Raw genomic sequence first — 17,048 nt, forward strand, 5'->3', positions numbered from 1 at the left:
ACCGTATCAACGGTAATTTGCCCTTTTTGCGGAGCGGATTGATTCCCTGCCACATCGGTTGCCGTTATCGTATACTTATGCAATCCGTCTTGCAGTACGGAGGGGGGAACCGTAAACGACCATTCCCCTTTTCCATTCACTTGAATGTCTTTATACGAATTCCCGCCTATCTCTACCGTGATCACCGAGCCAGCTTCACTGCTGCCTTTAAAGGTCGGTGTCGATGAGTTCGTTACGATAGACTCTTCAGTCTTCAATGTATTTGGATTAACCGCCCCCGAATCCACCAGCGTTGGGGCAACCGTATCAACGGTAATTTGCCCTTTTTGCGGAGCGGATTGATTCCCCGCCACATCGGTTGCCGTTATCGTATACTTATGCAATCCGTCTTGCAGTACGGAGGGGGGAACCGTAAATGACCATTCCCCTTTTTCGTTCGTCGGAATGTCTTTAAACGAACTCCCCCCGATGTCTATCCTGATCACCGAGCCAGCTTCACTGCTGCCTTTAAAGGTCGGTGTCGATGAGTTCGTTACGATAGACTCTTCGGCCTTTAATGTATTTGGATTAACCGCCCCCGAATCCACCAGCGTTGGGGCAACCGTATCAACGGTAATTGTCCCGGAGTTCTTCACTTCATTACCTGCACCATCAACAGCTATCACTTCATACTGATAAGCTTTATCTTCCCATTCATCTGTGACGGCTATTTTCCACTCCCCTGATGCATCAACAGTGACCTCTTTATATGGCTTACCATCAATCATCAATACAATCTTGACATATTCCTCACTCGTCCCACTAAAAATAGGTTTATTGTGATCCACCGCTATCTGGCTTTTATCTTTATCTGCATTTAGTCCTGCAATATCCAATGTCAACAGCGGAGGTGTCGTGTCAATCACAACTTTACCGGTTAGCCCAGTACTGCTGAGGTTTCCAGCAATATCTTCCATTATGATAGTATATTCATACTCGCCATCTGGAAACGGTTGTGGAAAGGTGTATGTCCATTGGCCTTGTTTGTCTACTTCAATTAGGACAAATACAGATTGGCCAAACATCAGTTGCAAATTAGCCCCTGGTTCGGCAAATCCACTGAAAGTGGGTGTTGTGTTATTAGTCAGAATATGGTCTTTAATCATGAGATCCTGGTGATCAACAACGCCACCAATAAGCCCCTCTGGTGCTATTGTATCGATGGTCAGCTTACCGCCGATTTGACCAGAAATGCCTTGCTGTAGGTCTTTAGTGGTGATCACATAATCATGAGGGCCATCTTCTAATTTAGAAGTAACCTCTATTACCCACTGACCTTGATCATCGGCTATCGTTTCATAAGCAAAAGCTATTTTATTATCAAAGATAAGTCGTACAATCGCATTCGGTTCTGTAATACCTTCAAATTTAGGTTTATTGAAATGGGTAATTCCATCATCCTGAATGCCAGAATCTTCATTGGGATCTAAACCACCTGAAATAAATGCCGTCGTTTTGACGATAAAATTACCATTGACTTTTTGTGTGCTGACTTGCCCTAGAATATCGGTTGCTTCTATCTTGTATAAATAAGAACCATCATCGAGAGGCGTTTCTGGGGGAATAGTATAATGCCACTTTCCATCAGAACCTGCTGTTGTTGTAAATACGTGGGGACCAATCGTCAGTTTAACATCTGCATATGCTTTCGTTTCGCCACTAAAGGTAGGTGTATTAATATTGATTTGCTGTATATCTTCTAATAAAACATCGTCGACAGCGCCTGTAATTTCGGGGGGTTGATTATCATAAGTAATATTAAAGTTTAATTGACTTTCGCGATTGAGTAGATCTTTTACATTAACGACCAACTGAATACTTTCATCATGTAAGATCCCAATAGGAATAAGACTTTCAGATAATTGTAGTTCCCATACACCGTCATTATTCGCTTGAGCTGTTCCTAATAAATGGCCTTGTGCATCCATGACTTCGATATTACTACCAGGTGTTGTGGTTCCAATTAACTTCAGGGTATTATTGTTAAATGCCACATGCTTATCTGATTCAGATATTAATAATTTATCATGTAAACCCACTGAAATTTTAGGGGGATTAATTGCTTGGTCTCCCGCTAATACAGGTATTATAATATCGTGTTCTAATATGTTACCGGCTTTATCATAAGCAATCACTTTACCATGATGCACACCATTAGGTAGTTTTAATACACCGCCAATTTGCGTGCTATTTCCATCAAAGGGTTTTTCCACCCGATTATGTGTAATTGTTTGGTTATTGATTTCAATCGTATAATAATCAACTGGCGTTTTGTAATTTAAGAAAATATGAAATTCATTATTATTCGCGACTAAAGTACCTGGATGGGCATTTCCAGAATAAACACTTCCATCTATATATTCAGGGGCTATCGTATCAATAGTGAGCGTATCTTTCGCGACAATCACCCCATTATTGACTTGAATAAATTCAATTTGATAATCCCCATCCCCTGTTATTGGAACTTCAAAACTCCATTCTCCATTGTTATCAACATCAATTAGATATAATACTCCATTAACTTTTACGGATAATTTTGCACCAATCTCAGCAATCCCTTTATAGACTGGTTTCGTAGTATTGGTAACATGGTCACCAAGCTTCCCTGAGTCACAGTCTGGATCTAACCAATATTTAAAATCTGAAACAGTAACATAAGATGAATATTCAAACTTAGAACCATATATGTCAGTCATAGTAAGAGTGTAGTTATTTTCACCTAATAGTAATTGTGTATCTGAAGGTAGAACGATATACCATTTCCTACTATCCTTGGAAAAGGATAATTGATATTGCTTGTTTCCAATATCAATATATCCACTCATTTTATCACCATCGGTAATTGAGCCTTGTAATACAGGGTTGCGAGAAAAAGTTAAATGCTGACCTTCACTTCCCGTTGGACTGGATTGTGCAGCGACTCCCCCCGTAATAGTGATAGCAGCATCCCTAATATGTATACCACTTGGGTGAAATTTCTCCGTTGTTTCCCCTCCTGACGGCGATGTCGCTTTAAACTCCATATTGTTAATTCGATAATAATAATTTGTATTCCCTTGAATCATTCCTTCAGGAAAGGTGAAAGACCAATTACCATTTTCATCAATATCCGTAATTGTAAAGTGTTGCGGATATGTTTTACTGTTAAATGCCATATCAAATGAAAACTCTAAACTTGACCCAGGGGAAACTTTACCCGTAAAAGTTGGCGTTTTATCATTCGAGTACCAGGTGCTATAATAATTATTATATGGAGATGTAAATTTGATATCTGATAGGACAGGCATCGTATTATCAATAACCAGTTGGCCTTCTTCTGTATAGAGGTTACCTGCAACGTCTGTAATGGATACCTCAAACCTCCCTGAAAAACTCTCTGGTAACTCATTTGGCAGCGTTAACGACCATTCCCCATTACTGTCTGTAAGCATAGAAACAGTTTGATTATTTAACGCCAATGTAACTGTACAACCCACTTCGCTTTTACCTGTAAATACAGGATTGCGATTACTGGTAATAAAGTTACCTTGTGTACCAGAATCTGTTTCTGGGGTTAGTGTAATAATAGAACTAGGAGAGATAGTATCAACAAATGTATGTCCGTGTACTTCCGTTGGTTTGCTATAACCAGAGTGTGTCGCGGTAACCACATAACTATGATTTCCTTCTGGCAATGGTTTGGTCGTAACTGTCCATTCACCTGTGGTCATATCCGCGGTAACTGGGTAATCTACACCATTAATATTTAAGGTAATTGATGCCCCTGCTGTCGCAATCCCTTCAAATTTAGGTGTATTAACATTTGTAACGTTATCACCTTGTATACCGCTGTCACTGTCAATATGTAACTTGGCTGTCAGCTCAGGGCTTCTTTCTGCACCGACAAGGATGGGTAAAAAGTTAAAATCTTTGGTGATTGTTTTCTCGTTACCTGCGATATCACTCGCCGTAATCGTGTACGTATTACTTGTATCAGTATTTGCATCAACATCAAATACTAATGACCACTTCCCATCTTGATCAGCATATACAATTTTAGTCGTGTCTTTGAACTGCCCTGTAATTTTAGCCCCTGGATCTGATGTCCCGCTAATCTGTGGACGGGCTAAATGCGTTGTTTGCCCATCAAATACGGTATCACTCTGACTCGCAGGATCCAAATCCACCGTCAATGCAATTTGAGTATCAATGGTATATTGACCTTGATATGACGAGGTATTACCTGCCAAATCAGTGACTGTGACAGTATACGTGCTTGTATTATCAGATTGTGGAACGGTAGGACGAACTTCCCAATAGCCATTTTCATCTGCAATTCGCTCTCGCGTACCTCCCGCATAACCAGGTAAATTAATTATTACGGTTGAATAAGGCTTCGTCATACCACAAATAAATGGCTGTATCTTCTGTGTAATGTTATCGCCAATCACACCTGTATCGCTTTCAGCTTTCATGCCTGCGTCCGCAGAAGGAGGGACGGTATCAATCTGGACATTTTCCATGAATACGCTTTGGTTACCCACGTTATCGGTTACCTTGACCGTTAATAAATGGGAGCCATCAGTCAACGCATCAGAGATTTGTAACGACCAATCCCCATTCTCATCCGCTTTACTGCTGTACTCGTGCTTTCCTATCGTTACCTTAATGGTCGCATTTGCTTCGGTTTTTCCTGATAACGTTGGTGTGGTTTGGTTTGTTAGAAAGCCATGCCCTCCCTCTAAAATGGTCGTTGCATTGGGCAAGGATGTTTTTATGATGACCGTATCTTCTACCGTTTTCTGATTTCCCGCCGCATCAACCGCGGTCACTTGGTATTTAGATAACCCTTCTGGTAACGGTTGTTTGACAGAAATATCCCAAACACCGTTTTCGTCCGCAACCGTAGTCAGTATTTGACCAGCAATATTGAGGGTAATTTTGCTGTTTGCCTCCGCCGTACCTGAAAAAATAGGCTGTTTATTGTTAGTTAGCTTATCCCCTACCGCGCCGCTGTCTGTTTGAGTATCTAAACCAACGGTAACGTTTTCTACTGTCGTATCAAGGGTAAAAAACCCATTGAATGAGGATTCGTTTCCCGCTAAATCAGTAACATGTACTTGATAGTCGTAATTTCCATCTTGAGTGAGCGTTGGCAGAGTCAAATGCCATGAACCATCAGCTTCGGTGGTCACTGGATATGAATTGCCATCAAAAATAATGCGGATCGCTGAATCAGGTTTCGTGGACCCCGTCAATATAGGTTGAGGGTCTTGGGTGATATTATCCCCTTCTTTTCCACTGTCACTTTCGCTTGTGAGTTTTGCCGTAGCAGAAGGCTTTCGCGTATCTACCACTATACTATCGGTAACCGTACTCTGATTTCCCGCCGCATCCATTACCTTGACGCTAAACAAATGGTTTCCATTCGGCAACCCTTGCAGAATTTGTAATGACCAATTTCCTTGGTCATCTGCCTGCGCGCTGTACTCTTGACCATCAATAGATACCTTAACCGTTAATCCCGCTTCCGTTTTCCCCATTAATATTGGCTGCGTCTGATTGGTTAAAAAACCATTGCCCCCATCAAGAGTAGCGGTAATTTCTGGTGCCGTGGTTTTTATTGTCAACGTGTTCGTGGTCGTATTTTGGTTCCCAGCAGCATCCGTTGCTGTCACATGGTATGTATATTGGTCATCCTGAAGCAAATTTCCTACTGTCACCCGCCAGATGCCTTTTTCATCCGCGACAGTCGTTAGTACCTGTTTATCAATTGTAAGAACAACAGTGCTCCCAGCTTCCGATACACCAGTAAATGTCGGTTGTGAATGATGCGTCAGCTTATCTCCTAACGTGCCACTGTCAGCATGCACATCAATATCAGCAGTTAATGTGTTAAGCGCTGTATCAATTGTCAGTTGCCCTTTAACCAGTATAGGTGCCTCATTACCTCGCGATGCTCCTAATTCATAATCATGTACCCCATCTTTGAGCGGGGGAGTAATTTGCAATACCCAGTTACCATTGTTATCGGCGGTAATGGGGTAGCGTGTACCACCAATCATTAAATAGGCATTTGAGTCTAATGAAACAGTTCCCGTAAAAGTTGGGGTATTATTTTGAGTAATGTGATCCCCAACTTTGCCTGAATCGCTCTCTTCACTCAATTTCCCTGATATATGTACTGTCGAAGGCGGAAGAATAGCAGCATTATTATCTTTAGGTTTACTCGCAGAAGAGCTTGTTGACACTGATGAAGACGGTGGCGCAGGCGGCAGTGAAGGGGGAGCTGAAGGCTGTGTAGCAGCCTCCTCTTGTTTATCAGCCGCCTGTGCTTTCGCTTTTGCTTGTTGTTCTAATTGGCTATTCGCTTCAGCTAACTTTGCCAATGACGCATTTATTTGCGCCTCTTGGTTTTCATTTATCAACTCCAAACCGCTTACAATCTCAGCTAACTCTTCGTTCTTTTTATTTAAAGCATCTAATTTTTCAATAAATTTCTGTGAATCATTTTCTATGTCATCCTCAATTTCTTCATTATCGTTCATTTCAACAAAGTCACTGGAGAACTGCTCTTTGATATATACTGAATCCACACCAATATTCATTTTTATTGAAGATATAATTTCATCTTGAGATATTGAGTTACCATTTTCATTTGTTAAGGTAATATTCCCCAAAATAATATCAGATAGTCCATTAGGAATTTTACTCGATGTTCCATCTGGTTTAATAACAATGAGATCTAACCCTTGAACTTTAAAGGATTTAATCACTATATCTTTTTTATCTGACGAATTATTTATACTTTCCATTTTCCCACTTAATCTTCTATTAATTTAAAAAATAAATATTTCTATTTTTACATTATATAGGATTTATAAAAAATAATTAGACTCACAGCACCATATGAACTGATACTCCATTATTTTGAGCTGATTATCTTATGAGCTAAAGATAATAATACCTATAATAGCTCGCAGTAAAGAATGCTCATGGAGTTAAAAACAAAATGAAAGAAGAGGACTATGATGGCTCGGATGAAGAACTCGCCCCCATGGTTGATGGATTAAGTGGAACACTATGTATTATAATTTTAGTTTCTATGGTTTTTATATTCAGTGGCATGAAAAACGTTATCTCATATATAAACTATGAAAACCTTAATTTTGAAAGTGCTCATATTGATATAAAAAAAAGAGTTATTTATTTCAAAGGAGGCATTAACTTAAAAGAAGATAACGCTCAAGTACTAATTGAGGAATTTAAAAATAGCATTGGTAACAAAATAATATTGAAAGGGTATGTTGATAATAACATATCTGAAAGTGAAGATAAAAACATCTATAACCTTATTTATATAGCATCATTAATAAAAAATCTTGAATTAAATAAAACTGTACTTTTTGAAAAAGGAATGAGTGAGTATTGTTCAGGATGGAATTCATGTATCTATTGGGATTACAAATAATATGTATTATATTGGATTATTCTTTTATGCGGTGACTTTTTCAGCTTCTTTTTTACTAAAAGAAGTTAAAGAAATGATAGCACAATGTCTTTTATTAGCGCCCGAGATAAGCTATGCCATGATTGGTATATATATTTATCCGCTAATTATTTTCTTGTATCACAAAACTTTCAAACGGAATGAACAGGAAAACTATATTTTTCTATCTAACCAAACCAAACTCTCTGCATCTGTTAGTGTGTCATTAGGGCTAATTGGTACATTTATCGGTTTAACAGGGATGATAACTGCGATTTCTGCATCACTCGGTGGCGATGGGGATGTCTCGGAAAAAATGAATGCCATGATTTCGTCTATCTCTATGGCACTAAATTCAATGTCATTTGCTTTTTTAACCTCAATTCTTGGTGTAGCCATCTCAGTTTTACTTTTGATTAGTCTAAATTTCTTTAATTTCTTTTATAAAAAGGAACAGAAAAAAGAGAAAAAGGAATCTATTTCAAAATACACCAACGAAATAGATGATATTCAACAAAAGCTGGCTTCATTAAAAGATATCAATATTAATATCGCTGAAAAAATAATTTCCATTTCAGAAAACAATGATTTAGCCAAGGAAATATCTGTTCACTTAGCAACGTTATCATCTTGTACGATGGAAAATCTTAATGTTTTGAAATCGATTAAAACATCTCATGATGATTGGAAAGAAATACTCGAAAATCACTTAACTGAAGAAAAAAATATGAGAAAAATTGATAATGCCAAAATGGCAGAAATTATATTAGAAATCAATAAAACCACGCAATGGATGAAAGAAAAATCCCTTGAAAATAAAAACAAAATGATAGCATTGCTATCGATGGATTAAAGCATGCGTAAAATATATTATACATTAGCTATTTCTATGGTTATTTTTTCTATCAATCATTGTTTTGCAAATAGTGAAAGCTTCAATTTATTTATTGATAAAGTATTAAATAATTCAACTTCAGTAAAAATAAAAGAGCTAGAACTAGAAGCTGAAGGATATCGAGCCAAACAAACTGAATATTTTTATTTACCCAAAGTATCTGCTACTAGCAAGATTAAAAATAACAAAGAGCCAGCAGATGGAAGCTTGACGGCAACATCACTGATTTATGACAGCGCTCTAATGCATCGATTTTCAGAGAAGAATCTCAAGCTAAAAATTTCTGAGCTTGCACTCAATAAAGAAAAAGAGGAGCTTTATACAGCAGTAACGGGAAATTTAATTGGTATTCATTTCCTATCTGAATTAACTAAAAGCACAACAAAATTACATCATAATGCACAAGATATCTTTAACCTAATTAACCGACGCTATAATAGTGGCGTTGCCAAAATCAGTGATGTTGAGCAAGCAACATTGCTAATGCAACGCATTGAGACAGAAAGAAAAAACATTGAAAAGGAAATCGAACAATATAAATCGAATATTGAAGTGATCTCTGGTATTACCTTTCCTAAAGAAGGTGTTAATGTTCCTAGTAGGTTAATTAAAAATTTAAAGTCAACCTTTATTGATAATGACCATACCAATCAAAATATAGATTACAACATGCTGAAGATGCAAGCAGATGCCATAAAAGAAAATGCTTATCAGCAAAATTCCCTGTTCAGTATTAATTTAATTGCAGAAGAAAAGTATGCCGAGAAAAAAAGAAGTCATAATGAGTCTTATATTGGATTAGATCTCAAAGTTAATGTTTTTGATATTGACAAAATTTTTTCCGAATCAGCTCAGCTAAAAACATATTCCGCCGTACAAAAAAAAGCTGATTATAAATATCAAGAACTCACTGCAAAAATAAAAAATTTAAAATTGATATCATCCTCTAACCAATCAGAATTGGCAGGACTCCAAGAGCAACGTAATACTATGTACTCTATTATAAAAAGCCAAGAGCGAGAATATAGTATTTCACAGTCGTCATTTTACGAAATGGTCAATACCTTATTCGATATACTGACAATAGAAAGGCGTATTGCAGAACTAACGATTTCAGATATGAAAAATAAGATGGAATATATACAACTAATTGGAAATATAAATGAAATTAAAAAACTGCATCAGTAACATTTTCCGTACATCGAAAAAAATTCGTGTTTTCATAGGCATAATATCCATATTTATAACATATTTAATTTTTGCTGAAATTGATGTTTCTTCTCCTGGTGAGGGGGTTATTTCTGGCACATCTAATCGTTTAGAGATTGTAAGCCCTGCATCGGGTTTTATTAATCAATTTAATATAAAAACAGGTGATAATGTTAATAAAGACCAAATTTTATTTTCATATACTAACTTGGATACTTTTCATCAAGAGAAAACACTCACCAATTTAGTTAGTTTTGCTAGTGACAGAATTAGTGAACTAGAGGAAAACAAAAAATTATTAAATAATATTTTAGATGGCGATATTAATAATGAATCAGAGTTTCTTGCTAGAACCACCCATAAAAAAAGTAAGACATTCAGTGCTTATAAAGGGTTATATGAAAATATTTTATTACACATGGAGATCCATAACCTAAAAGAGCAGTATATTGCTCAAAATAAAGATTTAATTGAGCTAAAAAATCAAATTACAATTCTAAAAAGAAAAGGAAAGTTATTGGCTTCAGCTGGAGCCCCTGAAATAGAAAAACTGAATAATAATGCAGATATCAGCAGAACAACCTCATTAGTAACAACAGGGGAGTTGAATGCTCAAGGGTTACTAAGAGAAATTGCATTATCAGAAAAAAAATATACAACTAAATTAATTAGTGAAATACAGGATAATGAAGATCAACTTAATCGACTGAAAAAAGAAAGGCTAGAAAATATAGGTCAAGTGGAATTACTGCAAAACAAAATTAGAGCAAATAGTGTCCTATCCCCAACTGATGGTATTGTATTAAGTATAGAAAAAGATCTGGAGCAAGGATCCTATGTTGAAGCTTCAAACGTTGTTATGGTGATCAAAAAGAATCAAGACTCTCGGGTTATTGATGCAAAAGTACTTGCTAAATATCGACCATTCATTAGTCTCGAGCTTCCAGCAAAGGTGATTGTGAACTCCCCTGGATTCAAGAAAATCATTCTTGGAAAAGTGACAAAAATTAGTGCAGACTCTTTTGCAGATAAAGAACGGATGAGTAATGAACGTTTTTATTCAATCCAAATAACGCCTATACAAGATACTGTTATTTTACCTGAACATGATGGTTTACCTGTCATGGTTTATATATCAAGTAAGAAAGTATCAGTTCTGAGTTACTTAACGGCATTAATTAGCGATAATATTTCATTCAACGTATGGTGATTATATGTTAGGTTTCATTTCTGCTTTATCAGCAGCCGTTGCAACCATGATACTCCTCATGTCAGTACTATTAGCAAACGTCTTAGCAAGCGCATTAACAGAGGAAAAAAATAAAAATAAAGCAGTTTTAATGAATGTTGATTATCAAGATAAAGGTGAAGGTGCAGGTGAAGGTAAATATGTTAACTTAAACATGATGAAATCATTGATATTCAGTAGTGAGGTTTTAACAGCAATAAAAAAAACTCAAACTAAAAATATCGACCTTTATTGTAGTTATGGTCATAACTTAAACTTAGATGCAGCATTAACTTACACTATCTATAACACAATATTAATTAAACGAAACATTCAAAAAGTTAATGTAACGGCCAATTCACCTATTGAAGATACTGAAAATATTAACACATGTTATTTGAAGAGTAACGATAATGAAAGAACATAATTTTCATGAAGCAATTAAGAAATATTTTTTTTTACTGGGTGAGCCACTGATGTCATCATCATTATCCTATGACCAAAAATATATTTTAACACATATTAATGAATTTATTGATAATGATTTTTTCACATACCAATATGCTGCTATAGATTATAATAACGATACTGCAAAGCCAACATTATTCATAATGGAAATTTTTGAAGATAAGTATATAGTCATTAAAAATCAAGGAAATAAATTTATAAACCTGACGACCAATGAAATTATTAATAAAGAACTTCTTGAAAATAAAAATTTATTTTTCTTTAGAGCTAGTGAAAGGCCATTAAGTGAAGATGGAATATATTCATCATTGATAAAACTAACACCTAATTCAAACTTATTCTCTCTGCCTTTAATCCTTTTCGCTTTATTATTGCCTTTATACTCTAACCTTTTTAACTCTAGGTTAGTCTATAGCGAATCAGTTACATCTTTAATCTATATTAGTTTTATTTTTCTTTTTGTTGTTGGATTTGAATTTTTTCTTAAACATCTTATTCATGAAAAAAATCTAAAAAAGATTAAGTTAAATATTGGTATATGTAATCGATATTTTATTAATTTATTGAGAAAATCTAATTGCAAAAATGCGGCCATCAAAATCAGAACCATTGAAACATCTATTTCACAAATATGGGAAATTAGACCACAAATAATTTATGATATTGGCCTTACAGCTTTATTTTCCTTATGCATCATCGGTATGCTCGGGTTTTTCTCCATTTTTCTCCTACTCTATTACACAGGACTAGTTTTTCTTTGCCTGCATATTCGTTTTAAATCATATAAAAATATGTTAAAAGCAAATACGCTTAATTATGAAAAGTCCGCTATGCTTTACTCATTAGAGCAGAAGAAAAAAGAGCTTAACTTTATCAATGATTCGCATTTTAAATACTATATTGATGCTAAAACCAATGAAGATGAAAAAATAAAATTACAGCTTAACGAAGCAAATCATCATTGGATGGAAGTCATTAAAATGAATTCATTTATATCGATGATAGTCATGTATGTATCCTGTTATCTAGCTATCGACAGCGGAGCTCTTAGCCTGGCATCAATAATTGCAGTACTCATTATTAATGGCCGGCTTTCAGCTTCGATCACAAGTACAATTAACCGCTGTTTTGTAGCCAAAACACATTTATTTCATATTAAATCGAGTATTAATCAGCTAACTCAAAATGCTATCATTAATTACAAAGAAGAAGGTGTTTTAATCGGCTCTATAAACAGTGTTGATGCAAAAAATATAGCGATAAGTTTCAATGGAAAAACAATTATTAATGACCTGAATATTGAAGCAAAAGCAGGTGATATTATCGGTATCACAGGCCTATCTGGTTCTGGAAAAACATCTCTTATCAATGTACTGAATGGCACATCAACAAATTATACTGGCGAAGTAACAATCAATGACGTGAAGCTCAATGAAATTTCCGTACGTTATTTTCAAGAAAAAGTGGCTTATCATTCTGGCATTTCTACTTTTATTAATGGCAGCATCCGGGATAACTTTAACCTTCATGGCATTTTCGACAATACCATCATCATTCATATAATCAAATTATGCTGCCCAAGACTGAATATTAGCAAAGAAACATTGGATGATATGTTCATCAGTGACGTTCAAGCTTCAACTGGTGAAAAACAGAAGTTAATGTTAGCTATTACATTATTCAAAAGGCCTGAAATTCTCTTTTTAGATGAATCAACTTCGTTTATGGCAACGCATGATGCGATAGTATTTATCCGATTACTCATCAATGAGTTTAACCTAAAAAATTCCATTATTTTCTTTTCCACCCATGATATGGGGCTATTACCTCTTTTTACACAACATATTGCATTATCCCCTACGGATACAAATATTCGGCTTGTTTCAGGAGCTAAAAAACAGAGAAACGAAATTATTATTCCTAAAATTACATTGAACTAAATATCAAAAAGCCTTCACTTCAATGTGAAGTGAAGGCTTTCGTGATGTATGAATATCAATAATTTCTTACTGTGCTAACTTACAAAAAAACAAAGAAAATCATTCCTATAACCGCACCTGTCGTGCCCAAAATCGTTTCCATCACACTCCACGTTTTCAGGGTTTGTGCTTCTGTTGCGCCCGTAAATTTACCGAACAACCAGAAACCTGAGTCATTCACATGACTTAAAATTAATGAACCACCTGAAATACAGATTGCGAGTGCGGCTAACTGCGCACCAGAGTAACCGAGTTCATTGATAACAGGTAACACTAAACCAACTGTTGTTAAACAAGCTACTGTTGCTGAGCCTTGGATCACACGTACAGCTCCCGCGAGAACGAAACACGCAACAGCAATAGGTAAACCTGCACCAATTAAAGAATCACCTAGCGCAGGGCCAACACCAGAATCCACCAAAATTTGTTTAAATACACCACCAGCACCTGTTACAAGCAAGATAATCCCAGCAGGTTGGATAGCCGCAGAACACACCGCCATGACTTTTTCTTTATCCATACCATAGCGGAAGCCTAAACCATAGATTGCTAGTAAACAGGCTAACAATAATGCAGTAAAAGGGTGCCCAATAAATTCTAGCCAATGTTCAAGTGGGGTCCCTTTCTCAACTAAGTGTGTTCCAATCGTTTTTAAACCCACCAACACTAATGGAAACAGCACTAAACATAAGCTGAATCCAAAACTTGGCATTTTGCCATGCTCTGTTTTAGGTGCTTGGTAATCCGCAGGAATATCAATATGAACAAACTTGCTGATAAAATTACCAAATAAAGGTCCAGCTAAGATCATACCTGGAATAGCGGCACACAAGCCGATTAAAATCATCCAGCCATAGTCAGCCCCCATTTGCGATGCAACCAACATCGGTGTTGGCCCAGGTAATAAGAAGGCCGCTGCGGCTGCAACCCCGGCAAATAATGGGATAGCAAGGCGAACAACATTATGACCAGTACGATTTGCGACGGCAAACACCACACCGATTAACAAAACAATAGCCACGTCAAAGAAAAGAGGCAGTGCACAAATTAGCCCAGCAACACCCACTGCATAATGGGCATTCTTCTCACCAAACAAGTTAAGTAGCTTATTCGCTATCTGGTCTAATGCGCCTGTTTCATGCAAAATCTTACCGAACATCGCACCGAGTGCGACCACGATTGCCAAGAACCCCAATGTTCCCGCCATCCCTTTCTGCATGGTTTCCGTGATTTGCTGCACAGGCATCCCTGAAAATAGTCCTGCACCTATGGAAACAATCATCAACGCGACGAAAGCATGCAAGCGTGCGTACATCACTAAAAATAGCAGCAGAACAACAGAGCCCACTGCGGTGAGCACCAACGTGAGCGTACTGAGTGTTTCAACGGTATTCATACTTTATCTCCTGCGACAACCTGTGTAATCGTTGAGCAGGTATTACCGATGACGTCTTCAAGAGGCTGGCGAATATCAACCGCATGCACATCAGTTTCTGCTTCATTTGGCTCTTCTAAAGTAGCAAATTGCGTTTTGAGCATTTCTGGCTTGAAAAAATGCCCTTTACGCGCTTTGAGTCGTTCTTCAATAACGCTAGCATCGCCTTTTAAATAGATAAAAAATAAGTTCTTATTACCTTCTCTTAAAATATCACGATAAGCTTTCTTCAGTGCAGAACATACCACTAACGAAATCTCATTCGTTCTTTGCATAGCAAAAATGGCTTGGTTCAGCGACACCAACCAAGGCTGGCGATCTTCATCATTTAGAGCATGCCCTGATGCCATTTTTAAAATATTCGATTTAGGGTGCAAAAAGTCACCATCAAGAAAAGCGGCTTGTAATTGCTGTGCAACCCCATTAGCGACCGCTGATTTACCGCTACCCGATACCCCCATTAGGACAAATGTGTAGTTTTGTTTTTGGGTATCACTCATAGGAAACTCCTTAGGCTTTATTGTTGTTCTATTCTTTTCATCATCCAGTAATATGTTACCGGTAACTTTGTTACGGGTAACATTATTATCAGTACGGATTTATTGCAATCAAATTGGCGAATAAGAGAACAGATCTGTGATACCACTCTCAATCTGTAATCAGAAAAGGCAGGTGAAGAACAAAGCAAAACTCGTAAATAAAAAACAAAAAGTATATTTAAAATTTATTCTTTCTCTTCAAGCATTCCCCTTCAAACATTCCTCTAAATAATTCGTGGTGTCGCTAGGCGGCAATCGAGCCAAGCCCTAGGAGCATACATAAGTATGTGACCCAAGTGGCCGAAAGCAGCCAACACTTTTAGTGTATACAATGTAGTTTAGCTTTATATTACGCCGCACTATTCCCCTAAATAATTCGTGTTGTCGCTAGGCGGCAATCGAGCCAAGCCCTAGGAGCATACATAAGTATGTGACCCAAGTGGCCGAAAGCAGCTAACACTTTTAGTGTATACAATGTAGTTTAGCTTTATATTACGCCGCACTATTCCTCTAAATAATTCGTGGTGTCGCTAGGCGGCAATCGAGCCAAGCCCTAGGAGCATACATAAGTATGTGACTAGGGTTGGCGAGTGCAGGCAACAACGCGACAGCGCGAAGTATGACGAGGAATAATTAGATGCTTTCGCCGGTAAGAACAGAAAACCCCACATCAAAGTGCGTCTCCGTAAGCTTCTTACCTGACATGCGGGCTAGGAGCACTTCTGCCGCCTTGCGCCCCATTTGATCTCTTGGCGTAAGGATACTGGCCAATTTCGGTGTCATCACTTGACCCACATCGTGCCCATGGAAACCTGAAATAGCTAAGTCTTGTGGAATATGAATCCCCAACCGCTGGCATTCAAATATCGCCCCTATCGCCAAGTCATCATTGGTACAAAACAACCCATCTGTATCGGGGTACTTCTCTAAACAATCATGCAATAACTTCGCCCCTAGCGAATAAGATGAGCTCTCCTGTGTCATCACATTACGGAACTCTAAATGGGCATCTAACATGGCTTGCTCGTAGCCTTTTAAGCGGATAAACGTTCGCTCATCATGCCTCGCCCCGATATACACCACTTTGCGACAACCTCGTTCTATCATCGCATGTGTCATTTGGCGAGAAGCTTCAAAGTTATCAATCCCCACGGCAACATCTAAGCAAGGTGAAACACTGTCCATAATCTCAACAACAGGGATGCCTGCCGTTTTTAGCATACGTAAGGTGCGCTCAGTGTGCGTCCTCTCAGCCAAAATCACGCCATCAATGTTATAAGAGAGTAATGAGGTTAGCCTTTCTTCTTCTTTTTCAGGTAAATAACCGTAGTGAGCTAACATGGTTTGATAGCCATGACAATCAGTGACCGCTTCTATCCCTCGGATCACTTCCGCAAAGACTTGGTTAGTTAATGAAGGAAGCAAAACACCAATCGCGTGGCTAGTTGAATTTGACAAAATATCAGGGGCTTTATTGGGAATATAGCCCAAACTTTCGAGCGCTTCGGCAATTTTCTCGCGCAAAGGCTCTGAAACTTGCTCTGGATTACGTAAAAAACGGCTCACCGTCATTTTCGTGATGCCGACTTGATCTGCTACATCCTGCAGTGAGGGTCTTTTCTTCTTCATAAGTCCAAAGTGATATTCATTAAATTAACGTTCTCTATGTTCAGCTATCTTTTTATTGATAGCAATGTTTGTTACTGATTTACATCACACAAATGTCGAGTTTTTCTAACAACTCGACTTTTCAGGTTGACTCTCTACTATGACTCCGCTAATTTTCGC

At 37.4% G+C, this 17,048-nt stretch carries 10 protein-coding genes; 6 read left to right on the forward strand and 4 right to left on the reverse strand.

What is annotated here, in order from left to right; genetic code table 11:
- Window positions 1-6,833 (reverse strand): Ig-like domain-containing protein (locus AABS66_RS19430; protein ID WP_430225329.1); only part of this gene is annotated, 6,833 nt, incomplete at its 3' end.
- Between the two features lie 197 nt (window positions 6,834-7,030).
- On the opposite strand from AABS66_RS19430, the gene AABS66_RS19435 reads away from it, so the two are divergent.
- From AABS66_RS19435 to AABS66_RS19460, 6 genes are read left to right on the forward strand one after another with little or no spacing between them, the layout of a single operon-like run.
- Window positions 7,031-7,489, forward strand: coding sequence for a hypothetical protein (locus AABS66_RS19435; protein ID WP_206086244.1), 459 nt, complete (start codon window positions 7,031-7,033; stop codon window positions 7,487-7,489).
- Complete coding sequence (locus AABS66_RS19440) at window positions 7,440-8,360, forward strand: hypothetical protein (protein WP_241016894.1); 921 nt, start codon at window positions 7,440-7,442, stop codon at window positions 8,358-8,360. Before AABS66_RS19435 ends, AABS66_RS19440 begins: the two co-directional genes overlap by 50 nt.
- Before the next feature lie 3 nt (window positions 8,361-8,363).
- Window positions 8,364-9,590, forward strand: a complete 1,227-nt coding sequence (locus AABS66_RS19445; RefSeq protein WP_430225330.1) for a TolC family protein — start codon at window positions 8,364-8,366, stop codon at window positions 9,588-9,590.
- Window positions 9,565-10,821, forward strand: a complete 1,257-nt coding sequence (locus AABS66_RS19450; protein ID WP_206086241.1) for an HlyD family efflux transporter periplasmic adaptor subunit — start codon at window positions 9,565-9,567, stop codon at window positions 10,819-10,821. The genes AABS66_RS19445 and AABS66_RS19450 overlap by 26 nt, the downstream gene beginning before the upstream one ends.
- A 4-nt stretch (window positions 10,822-10,825) precedes the next feature.
- Window positions 10,826-11,266, forward strand: coding sequence for a hypothetical protein (locus AABS66_RS19455; protein ID WP_430225331.1), 441 nt, complete (start codon window positions 10,826-10,828; stop codon window positions 11,264-11,266).
- Complete coding sequence (locus tag AABS66_RS19460; RefSeq protein ID WP_430225332.1) at window positions 11,253-13,247, forward strand: ATP-binding cassette domain-containing protein; 1,995 nt, start codon at window positions 11,253-11,255, stop codon at window positions 13,245-13,247. Before AABS66_RS19455 ends, AABS66_RS19460 begins: the two co-directional genes overlap by 14 nt.
- 79 nt (window positions 13,248-13,326) lie before the next feature.
- Here the strand turns inward: AABS66_RS19460 and gntU are convergent, their stop codons facing one another.
- The 3 genes from gntU to gntR form a co-directional block, all read right to left on the reverse strand.
- On the reverse strand, window positions 13,327-14,682 hold the full coding sequence (gntU, locus tag AABS66_RS19465) for a gluconate transporter (RefSeq protein ID WP_206086238.1): 1,356 nt from the start codon (window positions 14,680-14,682) through the stop codon (window positions 13,327-13,329).
- Window positions 14,679-15,221, reverse strand: a complete 543-nt coding sequence (gene gntK, locus AABS66_RS19470; protein WP_430225333.1) for a gluconokinase — start codon at window positions 15,219-15,221, stop codon at window positions 14,679-14,681. The genes gntU and gntK overlap by 4 nt, the downstream gene beginning before the upstream one ends.
- 672 nt (window positions 15,222-15,893) lie before the next feature.
- Window positions 15,894-16,889, reverse strand: a complete 996-nt coding sequence (gene gntR / locus AABS66_RS19475; RefSeq protein ID WP_206086236.1) for a gluconate operon transcriptional repressor GntR — start codon at window positions 16,887-16,889, stop codon at window positions 15,894-15,896.
- Window positions 16,890-17,048: the final 159 nt, after the last annotated feature.

The sequence above is a fragment of the Providencia sp. SP181 genome (assembly GCF_050446505.1).
Taxonomy (GTDB): domain Bacteria; phylum Pseudomonadota; class Gammaproteobacteria; order Enterobacterales; family Enterobacteriaceae; genus Providencia; species Providencia vermicola.

Bases quoted from the DNA above. Each gene is read 5' to 3' on its own strand.
- AABS66_RS19435 (WP_206086244.1), top strand. From the start codon at position 7,031: ATGAAAGAAGAGGACTATGATGGCTCGGATGAAGAACTCGCCCCCATG.
- AABS66_RS19445 (WP_430225330.1), top strand. From the start codon at position 8,364: ATGCGTAAAATATATTATACATTAGCTATTTCTATGGTTATTTTTTCT.
- AABS66_RS19450 (WP_206086241.1), top strand. From the start codon at position 9,565: ATGAAATTAAAAAACTGCATCAGTAACATTTTCCGTACATCGAAAAAA.
- AABS66_RS19455 (WP_430225331.1), top strand. From the start codon at position 10,826: ATGTTAGGTTTCATTTCTGCTTTATCAGCAGCCGTTGCAACCATGATA.
- AABS66_RS19460 (WP_430225332.1), top strand. From the start codon at position 11,253: ATGAAAGAACATAATTTTCATGAAGCAATTAAGAAATATTTTTTTTTA.
- gntU (WP_206086238.1), bottom strand. From the start codon at position 14,682: ATGAATACCGTTGAAACACTCAGTACGCTCACGTTGGTGCTCACCGCA.
- gntK (WP_430225333.1), bottom strand. From the start codon at position 15,221: ATGAGTGATACCCAAAAACAAAACTACACATTTGTCCTAATGGGGGTA.
- gntR (WP_206086236.1), bottom strand. From the start codon at position 16,889: ATGAAGAAGAAAAGACCCTCACTGCAGGATGTAGCAGATCAAGTCGGC.